The organism is Aliirhizobium wenxiniae (assembly GCF_014201355.1).
In the GTDB taxonomy this organism is placed as follows: domain Bacteria; phylum Pseudomonadota; class Alphaproteobacteria; order Rhizobiales; family Rhizobiaceae; genus Neorhizobium; species Neorhizobium wenxiniae.
The window spans coordinates 26,487-47,970 of sequence record NZ_JACHEG010000010.1; the positions used below are offsets into that span (position 1 = coordinate 26,487).

Here is a 21,484-nt window from a genome sequence, read left to right on the forward strand (position 1 = left end):
GCCTTGGCTAATCTAAAGCAACTTGCCCAATCACTGGGACTTTCGATCACGACCGTCTCGCGGGCGCTTGACGGTTATTCCGACGTATCGGCCGCCACCCGAAAGCGTGTGCAGGAAGCCGCCGACAGGGCCGGTTACCGCCCCAATGCTTCCGCCCGTCGTCTGCGCAAGCAGCGCGCCGAACTTGTTGCAGTAACGCTTCCAAGTGAACCCGGTCACATCGGCCCACTGCATTTCCTCGACATGCTGTCGGGCTGCGCAGAACATCTGGCCGGTGCCGGCCTTAACCTCGTGATTGCGCCAGTTCCCCACGGAGAGAGCGAACTCGACATGTGCCGCCGTTTCGTCGATGGCCGCAGGGTCGATGCCATGCTGCTCGTCCGCACGAAACGCCACGACGAGCGCGTCGAATTTTTCCAGTCGCGCGGCTTTCCCTTCGTCACCAATGGCCGCACGGAATCGGCGATCCAGCATCCCTTTATCGATGGCGACGGCTTTTCCGGCTTTCACGCGGCGACACTGCGGTTCCACAAGGCAGGCCATCGCCGCATCGCCCATGTCGGCGGCCCTCAGGCTTATTTTTTCGCTCATGTCCGGCGTCAGGGCTGGGAAACAGCGATGCATGAATGCGGCCTTGCTGCCGATCTATATGTGGAACAGATGCCGACAGAACAGGGCGGCTACGAAGCCGCACTTTCCCTGCTTGGGCGGCAGGACCGACCAACCGCGATTGCCTGCGCCACCGATGAAATGGCTATCGGTGTGCTGCGCGCGCTGCGTGAGGTCGATGGCGGTCAAGGGGTCAGCGTCATCGGCCATGACGACCTGCCGATCGGCGCCTTTTCCAGCCCGGCACTTTCGACCATGCGCATGACCGGCGGCAATCTCGGCCGCAGCTTCGCCTCGCTCCTTCTGCGCACGATTGCCGGTGAGCCTGCCGAGGCGCTGCAGGAATTGCATGCGGTCGAATTCGTCGATCGTGACAGCCACCGCCTGCCGCCGATCTCGGCCTGAAGGCCGACCAAAATCAGACAAGAGAAAAACGGAGGAAAAGCAATGAAACGTCTATTGTCCATCGCCATCCTGGCATCCACCGCAATCGGTTTCGCCGGCCAGGCGCAATCGCAAACAGTCTTCCTTTCCACCCAGCTTCGCCCGATCGAGGAAGCAACGGCGGTGCGCGAGGAACTGTTGAGCGGTCTCGAAAAGCCGGTCGACTACGTGGTTGAGGAGCCGCCGCAGTTCGCCGTGCGCATGGAAGCCGAGCGTCAGGCCGGCAAGCACACGATCAGCCTCGTCGGCGCCCTGCACGGCGAATTGTCGCCGCTTGCCGACAAGCAGATGCTCGAGCCGCTCGACGATCTGGCCAAGAAGCTGGCCGACGCAGGCATGCCGCAGTCGCTGATCGATCTCGGCAAGCTCGGCAAGGCCGAGCAGCAATATATCCCGTGGATGCAGGCAACCTACGTGATGGCCGCCACCAAGGATGCGCTGCAATATCTGCCTGAAGGCGCCGACATCAACACGCTTACCTATGATCAGCTGATCGAGTGGGGCAAGAAGATGAAGGAGGAAACCGGCGCGCCGCAGATTGGCTTTCCGGCCGGACCGAAAGGCCTGATGCCGCGTTATTTCCAGGGCTATTTCTACCCGTCCTTCACCGACGGTGTGGTCCGCACCTTCAAGAACGCCGATGCCGCTGCCGGCTGGGAGAAGCTGAAGGAACTGTGGACCGTCGTCAGCCCCAATTCGACCAATTACGATTTCATGCAGGAGCCGCTCGCTTCGGGTGAAGTCATGGTTGCCTGGGATCACGTGGCCCGCCTGAAGAACGCCATTTCCGGCTCGCCGGACAATTACGTCGTCTTCCCGGCACCGGCCGGTCCGAAGGGCCGCGGTTACATGCCGGTCGTCGCCGGCCTTGCCATCCCGAAGGGCGCACCGGACGCGGCCAACGCCACCGCCGTCATCGAACACCTCGCCACTCAGGACGTGCAGCTGCAGACAGCTTCGCTGGTCGGCTTCTTCCCGACGCTGAACGTCCAGCTGCCGGAAGATCTCGATCCGGGTGTCGCCCTTCTTGCCGGTGCCGTCACCGCCACCCAGAGCGCGCCGGATGCGGTCATCTCGCTCCTGCCGGTCGGTCTCGGCGACAAGGGTGGTGAGTTCAACAAGGTCTATATGGACGCCTTCCAGCGGATCATCCTGCAGAACGAACCGGTCGCCGACGTCCTGAAGGCGCAAGGTGAAACCATGGCGAAGCTGATAGCCGACACCAAGGCCCCCTGCTGGGCTCCCGACGCCAAAAGCGACGGCGCCTGCCCGGTGGAGTGAGATTTTAGCGGTCAGTCGCAAAAGCCCCTCATCCGCCTGCCGGCACCTTCTCCCCGCGAGCGGGGAGAAGGGAGCAAGCCGCTCTTTCTCGGCTTCTCTCCAAGGTCGCTTATGCCACGTCCCTTCTCCCCGCCTGCGGGGAGAGGGCTAGGGTGAGGGGCTTTTCCAGCCACCGCCCCCACCACAGAAATCAAAAACCAAAGGGTAACCCATGACCCAATCCAAACCCTGGATCCCCTACGCGCTGATCCTCCCTTCCGTCGTCTTCCTCGGTTTGCTGTTCGTCGTGCCGCTGGTGCAGACGCTGTGGCTCGCCGTTTCCGATAACGGCACACCGTCGCTCGCCAACATGACGACGATGGTGACCGACCTCCATTTCGGCCGCTCGGTGCTGAACACGTTTCTGCTGACGCTCGCTGTCGTCCCCGTCCAGATCGTCATGGCGCTGACCATGGGCTCGATGGTCGCAAAGATGAACGGTGGCCGCGAAACGATCCTGTGGATCTGGACCATTCCGCTCGGCATTTCCGATCTCGCTGCCGGCATGGTCTGGTTGTCGATCCTGCAGAATACCGGCTATCTCAACTCCATCCTCTTCGGCCTCGGCATCATCGAGCGACAGACCGCCTGGCTCACCTACCAGACGCCGGTCGCTCTCTTCATCGGCATCGCCATTGCCGAAATCTGGCGCGGCACTGCGATCGTCATGATCATCATCGTCGCCGGTCTCAACCAGGTACCGAAGGAGTTCAAGGAAGCCGCCGAGATCTTTGGTGCCAGCCCCTGGACCCGCTTTACGCGCATCACCCTGCCGCTCATCCGCCCTGCCCTGCAATCGGCGCTGATCCTGCGCACCGTGCTCGCCTTCGAGGTCTTTGCGGTGGTCTACGCGCTCGGCGGGCGCAATTTCCCGGTCCTCGTCGGCGAGGCCTATAACTGGCAGAACCAGAACCAGAATTATGGCGTCGCAGCCGCCTATGCGGTGCTGATCATGGTCATCTCGCTCGCTGCCACCCTCGTCTATCTGAAGGCCGTCAAGGTCGATCCGGAGCGCCTGCCATGAGCAACAGCATGAACACATCCGGTCCTGCCGGTTTCATCTCGGCCCGACGTCTTCTGTTCTGGAGCGGCATCGTCGCGCTCTGCGCCTGGGTTCTCGTCCCGATCTATCTGGTAGCACTCGGTGCGCTGGGCGGACGTACCGGCGCCTATCAGTGGCCGAAGAATTTTCTGCCCACCAATATCTCGCTGCAGCCCTTCCTGCTGTTTTTGAAAACGGAAGGCGTCTTCCAGTCCTTCCTCAATTCGCTCGGTGCTGCAGGCATCACCGTGGCGCTGTCGATCGCGCTCGGCGCACCGGCGGGTTATGCGCTGGCCCGCTACAATTTCCGCGGCAAGGACAGTTACCGGCTTCTGGTGCTTCTCACCCGCGCCTTCCCGCTCGCCATCCTCGCCCTGCCGCTGACGGTCTCCTATATCCGGCTCGGCCTTTACGACACGGTCCTCGGCGTCGGCCTCATCCATACCGTGCTGGCGCTTCCCTTCGCGGCGCTGGTCACGCAAGGGATCTTTCTCGGCGTCCCCCGCGAGCTGGAAGAAGCTGCCTGGGTGTTCGGCTGCACCCGCATCCAGGCCTTTTTCAAGGTCGTCGCACCGCTTGCCCTGCCGGGTCTGGTGGCAACAGCGGTCTTTGCCTTCGTCATCTCGTGGAATGAGGTTTTTGCAGCCTCGGTCCTTACCGTGCGGCATCGCACGCTGACCGCCTATCTGCTCACCGTGCTGTCGGAAAGTCCGATGCACTACCGCTTTGCCGGCGGCCTCATGCTCATCCTTCCCTCGGTTGTCTTCATCTTCGCAGTCAGGCGCTACCTGTTTGCGATCTGGGGCGTCTCTTCAAAGTAACGGGTACATTCATGGCCAACATTGTCATCGACAACATCAAGAAGAGTTTTGGTGCCTTCCAGGCGCTCAAAGGCGTCTCGCTGACGATCAATGACGGCGAGTTCGTCTCGCTGCTCGGACCGTCCGGATGCGGAAAGACCACGCTTCTGCGCATCATCGCCGGCCTGGAAACCTCGACTTCGGGCGACGTCCGCATCGGCGAGAAATCCGTTATCGGCCTGCTGCCGAAGGATCGCGGCCTTGCCATGGTCTTCCAGAACTATGCCGTCTTCCCGCATATGACCGTCTACGAAAACGTCGCCTTCGGCCTCAGAATGCAGAAGGCAGATGATGCACGGGTGAAAAAACAGGTCGAAAAGGCCGCCGGCCTTTTGCATATCGAACCCTATCTCGACCGTTATCCGAACAAGCTCTCCGGCGGCCAGCGCCAGCGTGTTGCGGTTGCCCGTGCGCTCGCAGTCGAACCCGGCGTGCTTTTGATGGACGAGCCACTCTCCAACCTCGATGCGCTGCTGCGTCTCGAAATGCGCACGGAACTGAAAACCGTGCTGCAGGAAGCCGGCACCACCACCATCTACGTCACCCACGACCAGACGGAAGCCATGGGCCTGTCGGATCGCATCGCCGTCGTACATGACGGCCGTATCGAACAGGTCGGAACGCCGGTCGAGGTCTATAACAACCCCGCCACCCGCTTCGTCGGCGGCTTCATCGGCAACCCGCCAATGAATTTCATCACCATGCCGGTGACGGGAGGCCAGGTGACGGCCGGCGCACAGCAGTTTGCAGTTCCCGCCCAAGGTGGCGATATCGTGCTTGGCCTGCGTGGCGAAACCGTCGAGCGGGCACCGACCGGACATGGACTGGACATGCACGTCCGCGTCGCTGAACCGATGGGCTCGCACCTGCTTCTGACCGGCAGCATTCTCGGCCAGCCGGCCCGCGTCATCCTTCCCGCCACCGAAACCGTCAAAAACGGCGAGACAGTCGGCCTCACGCTCGATCCCAGGCGCCTGACATGGCTGTCGCCCGAAAGCGGTGTTTCCTATCCGGCAGCTGCCTAATATTTTTGGAGTTTTCGACAATGACCAAACATTTCGACGAGGCCTATCGCATCCTCGCGGCCAACGATCGCGGCGGTTATACCGTGCCGACCGATCGGCTTTATCCGTTCCAGTGGAACTGGGATTCCGCCTTCGTCGCCATGGGTTTCGCCACATTCGACATCGACCGCGCCTATCGCGAACTGGAGCGGCTGACCGAAGGCCAGTGGGCCGATGGCATGATCCCGCATATCGTCTTTCACCAGCCGAGCGACACCTACTTTCCCGGTCCCGACGTCTGGCGCACAAGCCACACGATCCCGACCTCCGGCATCACCCAGCCGCCGGTCTTCGGCATTGCGCTGCGCGCCGTCCACGAAGCTGCCGAAAAGGCCGGAACTGAAGACGCGAAGGCCCGCACCCTCGCCCTCTTCCAGGCCGGCCTGAAATGGCATCGCTGGTGGTACAAGGCCCGCGATCCGGAAGGCACCGGCCTCGTCGCCCTGCTGCATCCGTGGGAAAGCGGCAGCGACAACTCTCCCGCCTGGGATATCGCCCTTGCCCGCGTCCCCACCACGACCGACACAGCCGTGGTGCGCAAGGATACCGGCCACGTCGATGCCGCCATGCGCCCGCGTGACGAGGACTACCGCCGCTTCATCCATCTGGTCGATACCTATGCTGCCTGTGGCTGGGTCCCGGCAGAACAGTGGGGAAAGGCGCCGTTCAAGGTCGCCGAGATCCAGACCACAGGAATCCTGCTCAAAGCCGGGGAAGATCTCGAACATCTCGCGAATTCACTGGGCCTTGAGGCTGAGGCGCTGGAACTCGCAAACTATAATGATCTGACCCGCAAGGCGCTTCTAGCCCAGTGGCGCCCTGCATTTTCCCGCTTTGTTTCGCGCGACCTGATCTCCGGCGAAGATATCGAGGCACCGACACAGGCCGGCTTCATACCGTTGCTCAGTCTTGATGTCGACGCAGACATTGTCGATGCCGCCGTGGCAGAAATGAAGCTTTGGTCGAACGGCATGAAGGTTGGCTTTCCGACAACCAAGCCTTTCGTCGGAAGTTTTGAACCCAAGCGTTACTGGCGCGGCCCGTCCTGGGCAATCATCAACTGGTTGCTGATCGACGGGTTGGCGCGCAATGGAATGAACGACATGGCTGCCGCTCTGCGTTCAAACACCGTCGGCGCCATCGAAGCGGAGGGCTTCGCCGAGTATTTCGATCCGATCACTGGTGAGGGGTGTGGTGGCCTTGGCTTTTCCTGGACTGCCGCTGCCTATCTGTGCCTTGCAGGACAGTAGCGCCCCGAACCTTCGCTGAACAATTTGGTGGGTTCGATGAGATCGACGATAGATGCGTAATAGGCCCACCAGTCCCTTTAACGGGTCAACGGCTCGGAAAAATGAGAGGACACCAAACCATGTCGTGGGATGATCGGACCGTGAGAGCTTTGTTGCACCGCATGTTCGACGCCGCAGTGGAAAGCGCCGCGCCGGCTGCGGCCGTGTTGCGTAACCTGCCACCAAAGCCGGCTGGTAGATGCATCGTTATTGGTGCCGGTAAGGCATCGGCCGCGATGGCCGCAGCACTCGATGCCGCATGGCCGGACATCAACGTGTCAGGCGTGGTCGTAACACGTTACGGACACGCTGTTCCGGCAGGCCGCATCCGCATCATCGAGGCATCGCATCCAGTACCAGACGAGATGAGCCTAGAAGCTGGCCGCCTCATATTACGTGCGGTCCAGGGTTTAGCAAAAGAAGATATGGTGATATCCATGATCTCGGGTGGCGGCTCAGCCCTACTCGTGGCACCGTCAGGAGACATGACTCTGGCTGACAAACAAGCGGTGAACGAGGCATTGCTTAACAGCGGCGCAACCATCCGCGAGATGAACGCCGTACGTAAACAATTGTCGCTGGTAAAGGGCGGACGGCTGGCGATGGCGGCAAAACCGGCAAAGGTCGTGACGCTGGTGATATCCGATGTACCAGGTGACAACCCCTCCGACATCGCATCAGGTCCCACCGTCGCCGACGATTCAACCATCGAGATCGTCCGTGAAATACTACAGCGCCGACGTATTCTACTGCCGGCACGCGCACTGGCGGCGCTCGATATGGATCTTGAAACACCGAAGTGCGGGGATCTGCCCACCGATGTCAAAATCATCGCAGCGCCGTCGCTAGCCTTGGCCGCCGCCGCGCGTGTGGCGACGGATAGCGGTGTCAAACCCCTGATCCTGGGCGATGCCATAGAAGGTGAAGCACGTGAAATGGGGACTGTCATGGCTGGTATTGCACTCTCCGCTCGAACCAAGCGTGAGCCTGTGGATGGACCCGCGGTTATCCTATCGGGGGGCGAGGGAACAGTGTCGATCGGGACTGTCAAACCTGGGCGCGGGGGACGTAACACTGAATTCCTGCTCAGCATCGCCGTAGCACTCGCAGGCACTGACGGTATTTGGGCGATTGCAGGCGACACCGATGGCATAGATGGCACGGAAGACGCCGCTGGCGCAATCGTGTCTCCGGATACCTTGAGCAAATCAATGCAGGCGGGCCTAGATGCGAAAGGACTTCTGGCTTCGCATGATAGCTACTCGTTCTTCGAGAAGATTGGCGATCTGGTGAAGACAGGCCCTACACTGACCAATGTCAATGACTTTCGGGCTATCTTCGTTTCGTGAAATTTTCCGATGGTCGCGCCGCAGACAAGCCAACCACGAACATTCAGTCGCATTGCTGCTACCCACAATCGGGTAGTGTTCCTCAAGGCATGCGCATGCCCAGCGAAGCTCACGCCTTGATGGGATACAGATCGAAAACCCACCATAATCCCTACTTTCTCGGCATATTGTATTCAACAAAATCACCTGCGTGCAGGTTTAGTGCAATTGCGGCATTGCCCTCTGCGGCCTGGAGAAAACACTGGCGTTGAAATGATATCGCAACCCAAAACCGCGTATGAAGCTTGCAGCAGCTTAGCCGCAGTCGCTAACCAAAATACCAGCGAACAAAACGGTCTTTTACCCCGTCGACATGTGCTTCCATCGCCGCGCGTGCACGAGGCGCATCGCCGGCGGCAATGGCCTCCAGAACGGCTATATGCTCGGCCGCCTGATGTTCAAAACTCTTTTCCATCCGCACGACATGGCACATGCGCGCCCGCTGGCGAATGTTCTGGACATATTGTTTCAGGACCGGTCGGCCACTGGCCTCTGCAACGAACTCATGGAACTCGTCGTCGTATTTCCAGAACGGCTCCAGCTCCATTTTGGGATGGGCCACAACTTCCCGGCTCTTCTGAAGAATGGCATCAACACTTGCAGGCACATGGCGCTGCGCCGCCTGTGCTGCGGCCTCGCCTTCCAGCATTCGCCGAATAATCAGGATGTCCATCAGTTCCTCGATCGCCACTTGCTTGATCACGATCGTGCCATTGGACAGGCGTTCGACCAAACCCTCCCCCACAAGGCGATTGATCGCAGCCCGCATCGGCGTCCTCGACGCGTTTAACTGATCCGCCAGAGCCCTCTCGGTAAACACTTCGCCGGGCTTCAGCTCCTGCGCAAGGATGAGGCTGCGGACATATTGGTAGGCCTGTTCCGTCAAGCTGACGGACTTTTTGCCTGCGGTCCTGACGATTTCTGTGGCCTCGGCCATGTATGTCTCCCAACTGATCGCGTGTGCGGTCAAGCACTCCACAACTATCCTCGTTACTGCAGGCGCCCGGCGAACTCCAGCCGATTGACCGGCACCGCACCCTTTCCCAACAATTTATGCTGCAACGCAATGAAACTCTTTACATCGGATTTTTTCTCGATAAAAATCCCAAATGTATCCACCTGGGATACCACAGGTATTCAGACCTAGTAAAGCACACCACAGACGGAGTTCCCTTGTGAAGTTGCATGCCCGCCCACTCTCCGCGGAAGCCTTTTCGGAGTTTGGTGAAGTCATCGCCCATCGGGGCAACGAACGTCGCTACTATTTCCCGCTCAAAAGCGAGGAAGACCTCGGTCAGGCATTCTGGGTGACGAAAGTCACTGAAGCCATTTCGTTTCCGTTCGAGATTTCGCAGATGGAGCGGCACCCGCATTCCGATCAGGCCTTCTTCCCGCTGTCAGGCCAGCGGATGCTGATTGTCGTCTGCCCCACACTTGCCGATGGCGGGCCGGACCTGTCGGATCTTCGCGCCTTCGTCTCGGAACCCGGTCAGGGCATCCTTTATCATCGCAATGTCTGGCATTCCGGCATGTCGGTACTCGATCTTCCGTCGGAATTCGTGGTGACGATGGCGATGGAGCGCTCGGCCGCCGACACGGATATTTTTCTGCCGCTGGATAAGCCCTTCCACGTCGATTTCAAGGAGCTCGTCTGATGCAGGCCAAGCACCCGCAGCGCAATTTCGAGGGCTATGGCCAAACGCCTCCCGATCCCAAATGGCCGGGCGGGGCCAAGCTGGCACTCAATTTCGTCATCAATGTCGAGGAAGGCTCAGAGCCTTCGATTGAGGATGGTGACCCGACGACCGAATCTGCCCTGACGGAAGGCGCGTCCGGCAATTTTCCAGGTCGTGATCTGGCAGCGGAATCGATGTTCGAATATGGCAGCCGCGTCGGTTACTGGCGTATCGCCCGCCTGTTCGAAGAACGCGGCATGCCGGCGACGATCATGGCCTGCGGCCTTGCGCTGGAGCGCAACCCGAAGATTGCTGCGCATGTACGCGACAGCAAACTCTTCGACATCTGCGCCCATGGTTGGCGTTGGGAACACCATCGCGCATTGACGCGTGACGAGGAGCGCGAGCGCATAGCCCGGACCGTCGCGTCGATCAAGCAGACGGCGGGACGTGCGCCTGATGGCTGGTACTGCCGCTACGGACCGAGCATGAACACCCGCGAACTGCTCAGCGAAAACGGGAGTTTTCTCTATGACAGCGACGCCTATAACGACGAGCTGCCCTATTGGCTCGACGTTAACGGCAAGGCTCAACTCGTCGTGCCCTATAGCCTGACGAACAACGACGCCAAATTCATGCGCGGCGCAATCGAAAGCGGCGAGGCTTTCTTCCGCATGCTGCGCGAAAGCTTCGACATGCTGATCGCAGAAGGCACAACCGCACCGAAGATGATGTCCATCGGCCTGCACCTGCGCATAGCCGGTCATCCCGGTCGCGCCTCGGGCCTCAAGCTGTTTCTCGAACACGTTGCCCGTCACGGCGATGACGTGTGGGTCACTACCCGCTCCGATATCGCCCGCCACTGGCATCGCCACCATCAACCGCAAGCATAGTTCGACACAAGGGGAACTTAAAAAATGAAGAAAATGCTTCTCTCTACCATTGCCGGCCTCATGGCATTGACCATGGCATCGGCTGCTACCGCCCAGGATGCGAAACCGCTCATCGTCGGCTCCGACTTCGGCGTTGCCCCGTGGATGGTTCGCGGCGCGAACGGTCCAGAAGGTTTCGGCGTCGATCTGATCAACGCCATCGGTGAAAAGATCGGCCGCCCGAAGGTCGAGATTACCGACGTCAACTTCTCGGGTCTGTTTGCGGCACTCTTCGCCAGCCGCATCGACATCACCGTCAACCCCCTCAACATCACCAAGGACCGAAGTGAGAAGATGCTCTTTGCCGAGCCGATCTTCGCCACCGGTAACGGTTTCATCGTCGCCAAGGGCAACAAGATAGCCGGCTTCGAGGATCTGAAGGGCAAGGCGATCGCCGTTAACCGTGGTACGCTGTCGGACACCTGGGCGACCGCCAACGCCGAAAAATACGGCTTTGAAGTCCAACGTTACGACACGTTCCCGGATTCGGTCCAGGCCGTTCTGACGCGCCGCGCCTTCAGCGCACTCAACGAAATCCCGACCACGGTCTATGCCGCCAGCAAAAACCCGGCGATCGAAGTCGCCTTCAAGGATTTCGACGGTCGCAAGTTCGGCTACGCTTTCCGCAATGAAGACGTCGCGCTGCGCAACCAGGTGGAAGACGCGATCGAATGCCTGAAGAAGGAAGGTGTGCTCGTTGGCCTTTACGAGAAGTGGTACAACGAGAAGCCGGCTGCCGACAGCCCGCTCAGCACCGTCTATCCCGGCTATGGCGCTCCCGGCTTCACCGGCTACGACGCCACGCCGCACGAACTTGCCTGCAAATAAGTCCGGAAACCGAAGCCGCTGATCAATGATCGGCGGCCTCTTTCGGGAGCGCGCGATGCAGAAAATTATCGACAACTATCTCAATTGGGAAATCCTCAAAGAGGCGTTTCCCGAAGTGCTGGCGGGTTTCTGGGTCACGGTCCAGGCGTCGCTGGCCGTCATCGTCATCGGTCTTCTGACCGGTCTTGCACTTGCAGTGCTTCGCTGTTTGCGCAACCGTGTGATCGATGGGGTGATCACCACCTATATCGAGATCTTCCGGACCCTGCCGCAGCTGGTCGTGCTCATATTCGTCTATTTCGGCCTGCCCTATCTCGGCATCACGCTGTCGCCCTTCCTGGCAACGGTCTTCGGCCTTTCCGCCGTGCTGTCAGCCTTCGCTGCAGAAATATTCTGGGCGTCGATCGTTGCCGTACCGAAAGGACAGTGGGAGGCCGCGACAGCGCTCGCCTTCAAGCCCTGGCGTACGCTCGCCTTCATCATCCTGCCGCAGGCCGTCCGGCTTGCGCTGCCGCTCGTGACCAACCGGTCGATAGCGATCACCAAGGGCACCGCACTCGGCGTCGCCGTTTCGATGCAGGAAACGCTCGGCAGCGCCCAGAGCATCATGTCGATCAAGGCCAATCCCTCGCCGCTGACGCTCGCCGCCTTTTTCTATCTTCTGTTCTTCATCCCGCTGGTGGCCTTCAGCCGCTATGTGGAACGTCGATTTTCGCATTGAGGAGAAACGGACATGGAACTTCTTCTACTCAATTTTGCCAATATCGACTCCCTGAAACTCATCTATCCGCTGCTGCTGCAGGGCCTGCAACTTACATTGCTGTTGGCGATCGTCGCTCTGCCCCTGTCGCTGCTCTCCGGCCTAACCGTCGCCGTCACCTACAGTTTCGCCGGTGCGCGAGTTCGCAAGCTGATGGTTATCTTAATCGACCTGCTGCGCGCCTTCCCGGTCCTCGTGCTTCTGGTTCTGATCTATTACAGCCTGCCGTTTTTCGGCCTGACACTCGGCAGCTTCACCGCCGTGGTCGTCGCGCTTGTCATCAACAACACCGGCTATTTCAGCGAAATCTTTCGCGCCGGCCTGGAGTCGATCCCAAAGGGTCAGCATGAAGCGGCGGCGGCGCTGGGCTTTCACAAGTTCCGCGGCATGATCTACATCATCCTGCCGCAGGCGGTCCGCAAAGTCGTAGCACCCCTCGCCAGCAACTCGCTCGAACTAATCAAGACAACGTCGATCGCTTCGCTCGTCGCCCTTCCGGAACTGCTGCGTTCAGCACGCGTTGCCCAGGAACAGACCTACAATCCGACACCGTTGACCGCAGCCGCCGTCATCTTCTTCATCATGCTCTGGCCCTTCTCCCATTGGGTATCGCGCTTGGAGCGCAAAGCCATCATCGGAAAGGCGTGACCGCGTGCGCATTCTGATTACAGGCGGCACCGGCTTTGTCGGTCTTGCAACGGCTGAAGCACTTCTCAAGGCCGGCCATGACGTGACGCTCTTCGCCACGGCCGGAATGCCGGATGCCTTCGTGCACGCGGAAGAACTTGCCGGCGTAGCCGTCATACTGGGCGATATCTGCTGCGAAGCGGATGTCGGAGCGGCGATTGCAAAGTCAAGGCCGCAGGCGGTCCTGCATCTGGCCGCCATGACGCCCAACCTGGAAGCCGAGCGGGAAATGGCGGCGCGGATCATAACCGTCAATGTCGGCGGCACCGCGACGCTCCTGAAGATGCTGCGTCACGCACCGGAGCTGACCCGTATCGTCGCGACGAGCAGCGTTGCCGTCTATGGCCATGTTGACGTCGAGGACGGCCCGATAGCCGAGGGCAGCTTTTCCCCCAATCCGGCAAGCCTATACGGCATCACCAAGGTCGCAGCGGAAGACACGGCGCTGCGCCTTGCATCGCTTTACGGCTTCGACCTGAGGATCGCGCGCATAGGCCCGCTTTTCGGCCCGTGGGAATATCACACCGGCGTTCGTCCGCTGCTGAGCCCGCATGCGCAGGTCCTGTCCCAATGGCGCAAGGGTTCTGTCGCGACGCTGGCTCGCCCGCTGGCTGGCGACTGGCTCTACAGCCGCGATGCAGCGGCCGGTCTCGCCGGACTTCTCACCGGCAGTGGCTTGAAGCACACCACCTACAATATCGGTGCAGGTGCGTGCGAAACGATCCTCGATTGGGCAAACGCCTTCTCGCCGCTCGTCTGCGGGAATGGCGCGGCACTTGCTGCCGCGCACGAAGCGGCCAGCGTCGCCGTGACGATGGCTCAGGATCGCGCGCCGCTATCTATCGAGCGGCTCTCGTCCGACACCGGTTATCACATCCATTATCGCGGCGAGACCGCCGCCATCGACCATGCCGAATGGCTTACCCGTTTTGACCCGCTTCCGAAGAGGATCAGCGCATGAATACCGTCAACCTCGGCCGCACCGTGATCGAGATGCGCGCCGTCACCAAATCCTATTCGAACTTCAAGGCGCTGGACGGCATCGATCTCGATGTCGCGCGCGGCGAACGTATCGTCATCTGCGGTCCGTCCGGTTCCGGAAAGTCGACGCTCATCCGCTGCATCAACGGGCTTGAGACCTTTGACACCGGCTCGATCACCGTCGATGGGATTTCGATCGGCGCAAGCGCCCGCAATCTGGACAAGGTGCGCCAAGAAGTCGGCATGGTGTTCCAGCACTTCAACCTCTTCCCGCATCTGACGGTCCTGCAGAACCTGATGATCGCGCCGATGAAGAACCGCGGCAAGACGCGCTCCGAGGCGGAAGCGCTTGCTCGCCATTACCTGGAGCGCGTTCGCATCGCCGATCATGCACACAAGATGCCGTCCCAGATTTCCGGCGGCCAGCAGCAGCGCGTCGCCATCGCCCGAGCGCTCTGCATGGAGCCGCAGATCATGCTGTTCGACGAGCCGACCTCGGCGCTTGACCCGGAAATGATCAAGGAAGTGCTCGACGTGATGGTGGAGCTTGCCCGCGAAGGCATGACCATGGTTTGCGTCACACACGAAATGGGCTTTGCCCGATCGGTCGCCGGCCAGGTCATCTTCATGGATCGCGGTACGATCGTCGAGCGCAACACGCTGGAAGAATTCTTCTCCTCTCCGCAGCACGAGCGGACGAAGACCTTCCTGCAGCAGGTCATCAGGCACTAGGATCATGACAATGAGATTGACTGGGAGATTGACCGGCAAAACCGCGATCGTCACGGGCGCATCCTCGGGCATCGGGCGTGCGATATCACTCTTGTTTGCACAGGAAGGCGCGACTATCATCGCGGCCGATGTAACGACCAACGTCGTCGAAGGCGGCACACCGGTGCTGGAAGAACTGAACAAAGTCACCGACAAGGCGATCTTCGTCAAAGCGGACATTTCCAAGGGCTCGGATGTCCAATCCCTGTTCGACGATGTCGCCGGTCGTTATGGCCGCGTCGATATCCTCGTCAACAATGCCGTCATTCGCGGCGGCTCCTCGCTCGTCGATACCGACGAGGCGGAGTGGGAACGCGTCACCGATGTGAACCTCAAGGGCGCCTATCTCTGCCTTCGCGCCGCCGTACGCCAGATGCTGACCCAGGAGATCATCGGCGAGGCGCGGGGCCGTATCGTCAACATCACCTCGCAGCACGGCATGATCGCCGCACCCGGCGATTTCGCCTACGGTGTCAGCAAGGCGGGCATGGTCTACATGACCAAGCAGGTGGCCTCCGACTACGGCCATGAAAGCATCATCTGCAATGCAGTCGCACCCGGCAAGATCCTCACCGGCAAGGGTGGCCGCGCCGTCGATCCCGATATGCTAGCCTATTCCGAAAGCCGCACGCCGCTGCCCCGCCTCGGCAAGCCGATCGACGTCGCCCGCGCCGCACTGTTTCTGGCCAGCGATGAGGCGACCTATCTGACCGGCCACAATCTCATGGTCGACGGCGGCTGGATGGCGCGCTGATCAAACTGGTCAATCTATCGTTTCGACCAGCGTCCTGTGAAAAATATCCAGCGCTTTCGGCCGCCGCGGCTGCGACGACCGAAGCAGGACGATCTCGCGGTCGTAGCGCCCATCGTCATCGACTTCGGTGACGAAAAGCCCCTGCGGCTGGAAGCCCGCCCATGCCGGCACCAGCGAGTTGCCGATACCGTTCGCCACAAGAATGGCGATTGCCTCCAGTCCGTCGAGGTCGCAGAAGATGTCCGGCTGAAGATTGCGTTCTTCGGTGAACAGAGCCGCCATCCGGCCTCCCCATGAACCGGGATCGTAACGGAGATAGGGTTCGCCCATGAGTGTCGTTCCTATTGCGTTCGAATCGACGGCATGTTTGGACAGAAGCATGAGGCGTTCCCGGCGCAACGCATGTATGCGCATCGACTTCGGGATCGCGAATGGCGGCTTCACCAAAATCGCGGCGTCGAGTTCACTGGACAGCACCGCTTCGTAAAGCATGTCGGATGTACCGGGACTGATCTTCAGCCGCAGATCCGGCGCCGTGCCTGCAAACTTTTTGAGCACCGCCGGCATCATCCCCGTCAGGGCCGTCGAGATCGCGCCGATGGCAAGTTCGCCACTCAATTCACCACCCGCCGCTTCGGCGATAAGCACCTTCGCTTCGGCGATCAGATGGCGCATTCGCGGCATCAGCGCCAGACAGGTCTCGGTCGGCCTTGCCGAATGAGCACCGCGGGCAAGCAGCGCACTTCCGATCAACTTTTCAAGCGTCTGCACCCTTTGGCTGACCGCAGCCGGTGTAAGGTTCTGGCGCCGCGCGGCCGCCGTGATCGAACCGGTCTCGATCACGGCAAGCAAGCTCTCGATAAACCGAATATCCAAAACATTTCCTTATGCTTTGAGAGAGAAAAAGACAGTAAATGTTTTGCTGAAAGCAGGCTAGAGCTTGGCCGTTAATCCTGAAAGGACACCCAATGCGCTCGCTTTTTCACCTCGCCTATCATGTCAAGGATCTCGATGACTGCCGCCGCTTCTACGGCGACGTGCTGGGCTGCACCGAAGGCCGCAGCACCGAGACCTGGGTCGATTTCGACTTCTACGGCCATCAGATTTCGCTTCATCTCGGCAAGCCGTTCGAGACGACGCGCACCGGCAAGGTTGGCGACCACATGGTGATGATGCCCCATCTCGGTGTCATCCTGCCACTCGACGAGTGGTTCACACTTGCCGAACGCCTCCGGAGTGGCGGCATCGCTTTCGACATTCCGCCGGTCGTCCGCTTCGAAGGCGAGCCCGGTGAACAGCGCACCATGTTCTTCTTCGATCCGAGCGGAAACCCCATCGAGGTCAAAGGCTTCAAGGATTTTGACAGCGTTTTCGCGCAGTAAAGCAACGTTTGCATCGCTCCGACGAGATCCGAGTGTTACGTAGGATCTTGTCGAAGCAACCTTAATTCCCAAATGTATAAGATACTGTGGCCTTGAATACATTCGAACCGCTGATCCCGTCGTTTTTCTCACGCAAAGTATCGCTTGCAGCCAGCTACTCGCCCGCCACTTTTGGATCTTTTGCAGACTGGAAGCAGGTCAGAGACGGACAGGAGATCGCGGCCGGTATGGCCCTGGACTAGCAGCCTCTGCAGGACGGCAGCAAAGATGGCGCTGGCCTTCTTGTTCTGTGACGAACAGCGTATCCTTCCTCTGCCATTTCGCGCCTCGCAAGTGTTCGACAAGCCGATAGACTGGGCGGCGATCACGTCTCAGGTTCAATGTCGCCCGAGGGGGGTATCGACCTGAGAACGAGGCCCATCGCGAAGGCCAGACCGACTGGCCTTATGATACGCGGCAATATCCGCCAACGACGAGGGGCGCAAACGAACTCCAGTCATTCCTTTCAGCTTGCAGCAATTGCTGGAATGGATAATCTGCAGGTCTCTCGGGCTGGCCCAAGCTGATTTAAGCGGAGTGATAAAGCACGATGTTTCAGTGGCCTCCAGGTACAGGTGACATGGCCACGCGCATCCGTGCGTTTGATTGGTCGGCAACGCCGCTCGGCACTATCGCCGACTGGCCACAGAGTCTCAAAACCGTTGTCGACCTGATGCTGGCGACCCCGCAGCCGGCTATTATCGGTTGGGGGCCGGACCTGGTCTTGCTCTACAACGGTGACTTTGCCTCTCTTCTGGGGATCCGGCACTCGTCCGTTTTGGGTTTGCCTTGTCACAGCGTCTGGTCGGGAACCTGGACGGAGTTTCAGCATGAGGCCGCTGCCGTCATGGCGGGGCGATCGCTGCGGCTCACTTTTCCGCCGCGATCGCCCGAGCGCCCCGTTTCAGAAACGACATGGTCCAGCTCATGGATCCCGATCCGTCGTGAGGACGGTTCCGTCGGCGGCTTCTATGGCGTTGTAATCGAGACGACTTCGAGTGCTGAGGAACGCCTGCTCGCCGCCAGCGAAACGGCGCGCGCGCAGGTTACCGCTACCCTGGAGAGCATCGGTGACGCCTTTTACGCCGTAGATGGGGGCTTTCGCTTCACCTACGTGAACGCCAAGGCCGAGGCGTGGTGGGGACGACCACGCGAGACCCTCATTGGCCGGAACCTGTGGTTTGAATTTCCCACGGCAATTGGTGGCGAGCCACACGCGCAGCACCTCGCCGCGATGCGCGACCGGAAGCCGGCACAATTCGAGGGATTTTCGCCAGTTCTCGGTCGCTGGATGGAGGCGAGCCTCTATCCCGACGCAGTCAGCGGCGGACTTGCGTGCTACTTCCGCGACGTCACGGAACGCCGCGCAGCTGAGGCTGCATTGCGCGAGAGCGAGGAGCGTTATCGCACACTGTTTGAGTCTATCAATGAAGGCTTCTGTATCGCCGAGCGCGTGCCTAGTGCCCGGATCGACTTTAGATTTTTGGCTGTAAACCCCGCATTCGCGCGCCAAACAGGCATCGCCGATGTTGTCGGCCGCACCATGCGCGAGATGGTTCCCGAGATTGGGGAAGCCGACTTGGAACGCTACGATCGGGTGGCGAACGGCGGCAAGAGCGAGAGTGTCACCGCGTTTGTGTTCGACCGCGAATACGAGATTGAAGCATCGGCGACCGGAAACGCAGGACAGGTCGCATTGTTGTTCCACGACGTCACCATGGCCAAACAAGCCGAAAGGACCCTGCGCGAAAGCGAGGAACGGCAAACGTTCTTGCTGACACTTTCCGACGCGCTGCGGGCCGAACCCGACGCGGATGCGATAGCGTATCGCGCATTGACGATGCTGTCTGACAATCTGCGTCTCGATCGCTGTTATATTACCTATTACAGGCCCGCTGACGACGCCGCCGATTTCCCGTATCAGATCGGCAACGACACGGTCCCGCCGCTTCCGGTCACCGTCCGCTTGTCCGATTTTCCCGACGCCTACCAGCAGGTGCTCGAAAAAACCTATGTGATCAACGACGATTTCGAGCGACGCGGGCTTTCAGATGCTGAGCGTGCCAACAGCACGGCTTTGGGGATGCGAGCAATGCTTGCTTCGACCGTTCGGAGGGGAGAAAAGAACCCGCTCGCATCAATGGCCGCGGTATCGTCGCGACCACGGCATTGGACACCTGCAGAGATCGCATTGGTTGAGGAGACGGCTGAGCGCACCTGGGCCGCCATCGAACGCGCCCGTGCAGAAGCCGCCCTACGTCGGAGTGAAGAGAAGTTCCGCACCTTGTTCGAGAGTATCGACGAAGCGTTCCTGATCAACGAGATGATCCGGGACGTTTCTGGCCGGGCGATCGACCTGAGGATGCTGGAGGCTAATCCATCCTACACCCGGCAGACCGGGCTGGGATTGGAGATGGTCGGCAAGCTCGGCAGCGAAATCCTTCCAAATCTCGAGCCTTTCTGGCTAGAAACGTACGACCGTGTTGCCCGCACTGGCGTGCCCGAGCGCGTTGAGAACTATAATCAAGACACTGGCCGATGGTACAGCGTCCACATCTCCCGTGTTGCTGGGCAAGATCAACAAGTCGCTGTCGTGTTCGACGATATTACGCAACGCAAGCGCGCCGAGGCCGCGTTGCGCGAGAGTGAAGCTCGGCTTGCGCATGACCTCGAAGCGACCCAGATGCTTCAAAACATCAGCAACCAGCTAATCTCCAAACCCGGCGTCAACGGGCATTTCGATGAACTCTGTGAGGCGGCCCGTGCGCTCATGCGTTCGGACTGCGCCAGTATTCAGGTGTATGATCACGTCACGGCCAAGCTGGAGCTCGTCGGGCATATGGGCTTTCACCCTGATTCCGCCGCCTTCTGGAAATGGGTGGACGCGGGTTTCGGCAGCGCCTGCGGACGAGCGCTATCGACAGGCGAACGGGTGATCGTGCCAGACATTGACCTCTTCGAGGCGGACGCGCTCGATGTCGAGGCCTTTCGCCGATCCTCCATCCTTTCCGTTCAGTCCACTCCGCTGGTGGCGCGCACCGGTCAGGTTGTGGGGATGATGTCGACCCAGTGGCACAGGCGGGACGCGACCGCCGAAGCGAGCTACCGTTTCTTTGACATCCTCGCCCGCCTTGCCGCCGACTTCATCGTGCGCATACGGGCCGACGCCGCTCTGCGCGAAAGTGAAGAGCGGCAGCGTCTCACCGTCGAACTTGTTCCAGCATTGCTGTGGTCGGCGAGCCCCGATGGCCAGGAGGTCACCCTCAACGAAGGATGGCTGGCCCATACCGGGCCAAGCGAGGCCGACGGGCAGAACAATGGCTGGCTCAACGCGGTCCATCCCGACGACCTGCCGGCGACACAGGCGGCCCTTGAGTATGCATTTGTAACCGGCGAGCCATTGGAGCGTCAGCAGCGCATTGGGAAAGCCGGCGACGGCTGGCGCTGGCATCTGGTCCGCCAAGTCCCAGTGCGCGATGAAGACGGTGCCATCACGCGCTGGTTCGGCGCAGCGGTCGATATTCATGAAAGCAAGCTCGCCGAGCAGGCGCTGAGGGAAACCGAACTGCGGTTACAGTCGCTGGTCGAGGGTGTACCGCAGCACGTCTGGCGAGCGGTCGACGGCGGGCACTGGACCTGGGCGAGCCCGCAATGGACGGAATTTACGGGGCAGGCAGAACCGGATAGCCACGCTTGGGGTTGGCTAGACCCTGTTCACCCCGACGACCGCGCGGGCGTGAAGGAAATCTGGGGTGGCGCAATCGAGCGCGGATCGTTCCAGGCCGACTATCGCATTTTTAATATGGTTGAAGACCGCTATCGCTGGTTCCAGACCCGCGCGACAGCTGTTCGTGACGACAGCGGCGCAATCATCGAGTGGCTCGGCACATCGACCGACGTCGATGACCTGCGAGGACTGCAGGAGCGACAGCAGGTGCTGGTTGCCGAATTGCAGCATCGCACGCGCAACCTGATGGGGGTCGTGCGCTCGACGGCGAACCGAACCGGCGAGACCAGCAAAGATTTTGCCGACTTCAAGGACCGGTTTCGCGATCGGCTCGAAGCCCTGGCCCGCGTCCAGGGTTTGCTCTCGCGGCTGAACGAAACCGACCGCATCGCATTCGACGAACTGATCCAAACCGAGATCGCGGCGATGCACGGATCCGGCGAACGCGTCTCGCTCGACGGTCCATCCGGCATTCGACTGCGGTCGAGCATGGTGCAGACGCTGGCCATGGCTCTCCATGAACTCGCAACCAATGCCGTCAAATATGGCGCGCTCGGTCAGCCCGACGGCCATCTGGCGATCTCGTGGCGCATGGTCGAAGCCGATCGGCGTGGCCAGCCGCGGCTTCGCATCGAATGGCGTGAAAGCGGCGTGAAGATGCCGGCGCCGAATTCGTTGCCGCAAGGCGGCGGCCAGGGCCGCGAGTTGATCGAGCGAGCGCTGCCCTATCAGCTCAGCGCAGAGACCAGCTTCGAATTGGGACCCGACGGCGTGCATTGCACGATCACAATCCCGGTGTCTGCCACTAAAATATCGGAGGATGCAAATGGCTGAGCGACCGTTGGAAGGCAGACCATTCTAACTCATCTCTTCCCCTCTGGCGGATGTGTCACCCCCTGACGGAACCATTTGTGACAGTTTCATGACACAC

The 21,484-nt window shown here is 60.3% G+C and carries 19 protein-coding genes; 17 read left to right on the forward strand and 2 right to left on the reverse strand.

The window, feature by feature from the left end:
• Positions 1–3: 3 nt before the first annotated feature.
• The 7 genes from HNQ72_RS26340 (at position 4) to HNQ72_RS26370 (ending at position 7,977) form a co-directional block, all read left to right on the forward strand.
• Positions 4–1,014, forward strand: coding sequence for a LacI family DNA-binding transcriptional regulator (locus HNQ72_RS26340; RefSeq protein WP_183996930.1), 1,011 nt, complete (start codon positions 4–6; stop codon positions 1,012–1,014).
• 42 nt (positions 1,015–1,056) lie between these two features.
• Complete coding sequence (locus HNQ72_RS26345; RefSeq protein WP_183996932.1) at positions 1,057–2,334, forward strand: ABC transporter substrate-binding protein; 1,278 nt, start codon at positions 1,057–1,059, stop codon at positions 2,332–2,334.
• Positions 2,335–2,545: 211 nt separating this feature from the next.
• Positions 2,546–3,397 (forward strand): carbohydrate ABC transporter permease, encoded by an 852-nt coding sequence (locus HNQ72_RS26350; RefSeq protein WP_183996934.1) that lies wholly within the window; start codon positions 2,546–2,548, stop codon positions 3,395–3,397.
• On the forward strand, positions 3,394–4,236 hold the full coding sequence (locus HNQ72_RS26355; protein ID WP_183996936.1) for a carbohydrate ABC transporter permease: 843 nt from the start codon (positions 3,394–3,396) through the stop codon (positions 4,234–4,236). The genes HNQ72_RS26350 and HNQ72_RS26355 overlap by 4 nt, the downstream gene beginning before the upstream one ends.
• Positions 4,237–4,247: 11 nt before the next feature.
• Positions 4,248–5,300 carry an ABC transporter ATP-binding protein gene (locus tag HNQ72_RS26360; protein WP_183996938.1) on the forward strand — a complete coding sequence of 351 codons (1,053 nt, stop codon included), beginning with the start codon at positions 4,248–4,250 and terminating at the stop codon, positions 5,298–5,300.
• 20 nt (positions 5,301–5,320) lie between these two features.
• Positions 5,321–6,589 (forward strand): MGH1-like glycoside hydrolase domain-containing protein, encoded by a 1,269-nt coding sequence (locus HNQ72_RS26365; RefSeq protein WP_183996940.1) that lies wholly within the window; start codon positions 5,321–5,323, stop codon positions 6,587–6,589.
• A 119-nt stretch (positions 6,590–6,708) separates the two neighbouring features.
• The gene (locus HNQ72_RS26370) at positions 6,709–7,977 is read left to right on the forward strand and encodes a glycerate kinase type-2 family protein (protein WP_183996942.1); all 1,269 of its coding nucleotides are present in this window, start codon (positions 6,709–6,711) and stop codon (positions 7,975–7,977) included.
• A 307-nt stretch (positions 7,978–8,284) separates the two neighbouring features.
• On the opposite strand, the gene HNQ72_RS26375 is transcribed toward HNQ72_RS26370, so the two are convergent.
• Positions 8,285–8,986 (reverse strand): GntR family transcriptional regulator, encoded by a 702-nt coding sequence (locus HNQ72_RS26375; RefSeq protein ID WP_183996943.1) that lies wholly within the window; start codon positions 8,984–8,986, stop codon positions 8,285–8,287.
• 205 nt (positions 8,987–9,191) lie between these two features.
• On the opposite strand from HNQ72_RS26375, the gene HNQ72_RS26380 reads away from it, so the two are divergent.
• From HNQ72_RS26380 to HNQ72_RS26415, 8 genes are read left to right on the forward strand one after another with little or no spacing between them, the layout of a single operon-like run.
• Positions 9,192–9,671, forward strand: a complete 480-nt coding sequence (locus tag HNQ72_RS26380) for an ureidoglycolate lyase (protein ID WP_183996945.1) — start codon at positions 9,192–9,194, stop codon at positions 9,669–9,671.
• Entirely contained in the window at positions 9,671–10,585 is a 915-nt protein-coding gene (locus HNQ72_RS26385; protein WP_183996947.1) for a polysaccharide deacetylase family protein, read from the forward strand. Before HNQ72_RS26380 ends, HNQ72_RS26385 begins: the two co-directional genes overlap by 1 nt.
• 24 nt (positions 10,586–10,609) lie before the next feature.
• Positions 10,610–11,452 carry a substrate-binding periplasmic protein gene (locus HNQ72_RS26390; RefSeq protein ID WP_244654581.1) on the forward strand — a complete coding sequence of 281 codons (843 nt, stop codon included), beginning with the start codon at positions 10,610–10,612 and terminating at the stop codon, positions 11,450–11,452.
• 55 nt (positions 11,453–11,507) lie between these two features.
• Positions 11,508–12,173 (forward strand): amino acid ABC transporter permease, encoded by a 666-nt coding sequence (locus HNQ72_RS26395; protein WP_183996949.1) that lies wholly within the window; start codon positions 11,508–11,510, stop codon positions 12,171–12,173.
• Between the two features lie 12 nt (positions 12,174–12,185).
• Positions 12,186–12,860 (forward strand): amino acid ABC transporter permease, encoded by a 675-nt coding sequence (locus HNQ72_RS26400; RefSeq protein WP_183996951.1) that lies wholly within the window; start codon positions 12,186–12,188, stop codon positions 12,858–12,860.
• A 4-nt stretch (positions 12,861–12,864) separates the two neighbouring features.
• Positions 12,865–13,860: an NAD-dependent epimerase/dehydratase family protein gene (locus HNQ72_RS26405; RefSeq protein WP_183996953.1), complete on the forward strand. Its 996-nt coding sequence runs from the start codon at positions 12,865–12,867 to the stop codon at positions 13,858–13,860.
• Positions 13,857–14,612, forward strand: coding sequence for an amino acid ABC transporter ATP-binding protein (locus HNQ72_RS26410; protein ID WP_183996954.1), 756 nt, complete (start codon positions 13,857–13,859; stop codon positions 14,610–14,612). The genes HNQ72_RS26405 and HNQ72_RS26410 overlap by 4 nt, the downstream gene beginning before the upstream one ends.
• A gap of 10 nt (positions 14,613–14,622) precedes the next feature.
• Entirely contained in the window at positions 14,623–15,405 is a 783-nt protein-coding gene (locus HNQ72_RS26415) for an SDR family NAD(P)-dependent oxidoreductase (RefSeq protein WP_244654580.1), read from the forward strand.
• Positions 15,406–15,414: 9 nt separating this feature from the next.
• Here the strand turns inward: HNQ72_RS26415 and HNQ72_RS26420 are convergent, their stop codons facing one another.
• Positions 15,415–16,281 (reverse strand): LysR substrate-binding domain-containing protein, encoded by an 867-nt coding sequence (locus HNQ72_RS26420; protein WP_183996958.1) that lies wholly within the window; start codon positions 16,279–16,281, stop codon positions 15,415–15,417.
• 92 nt (positions 16,282–16,373) lie between these two features.
• Here HNQ72_RS26420 and HNQ72_RS26425 point away from each other — a divergent pair, with 92 nt between their 5' ends.
• Complete coding sequence (locus tag HNQ72_RS26425; RefSeq protein WP_183996960.1) at positions 16,374–16,787, forward strand: VOC family protein; 414 nt, start codon at positions 16,374–16,376, stop codon at positions 16,785–16,787.
• Between the two features lie 619 nt (positions 16,788–17,406).
• Positions 17,407–21,387 carry a PAS domain-containing protein gene (locus HNQ72_RS26430; RefSeq protein WP_183996962.1) on the forward strand — a complete coding sequence of 1,327 codons (3,981 nt, stop codon included), beginning with the start codon at positions 17,407–17,409 and terminating at the stop codon, positions 21,385–21,387.
• The last annotated feature ends 97 nt before the right edge of the window (positions 21,388–21,484 follow it).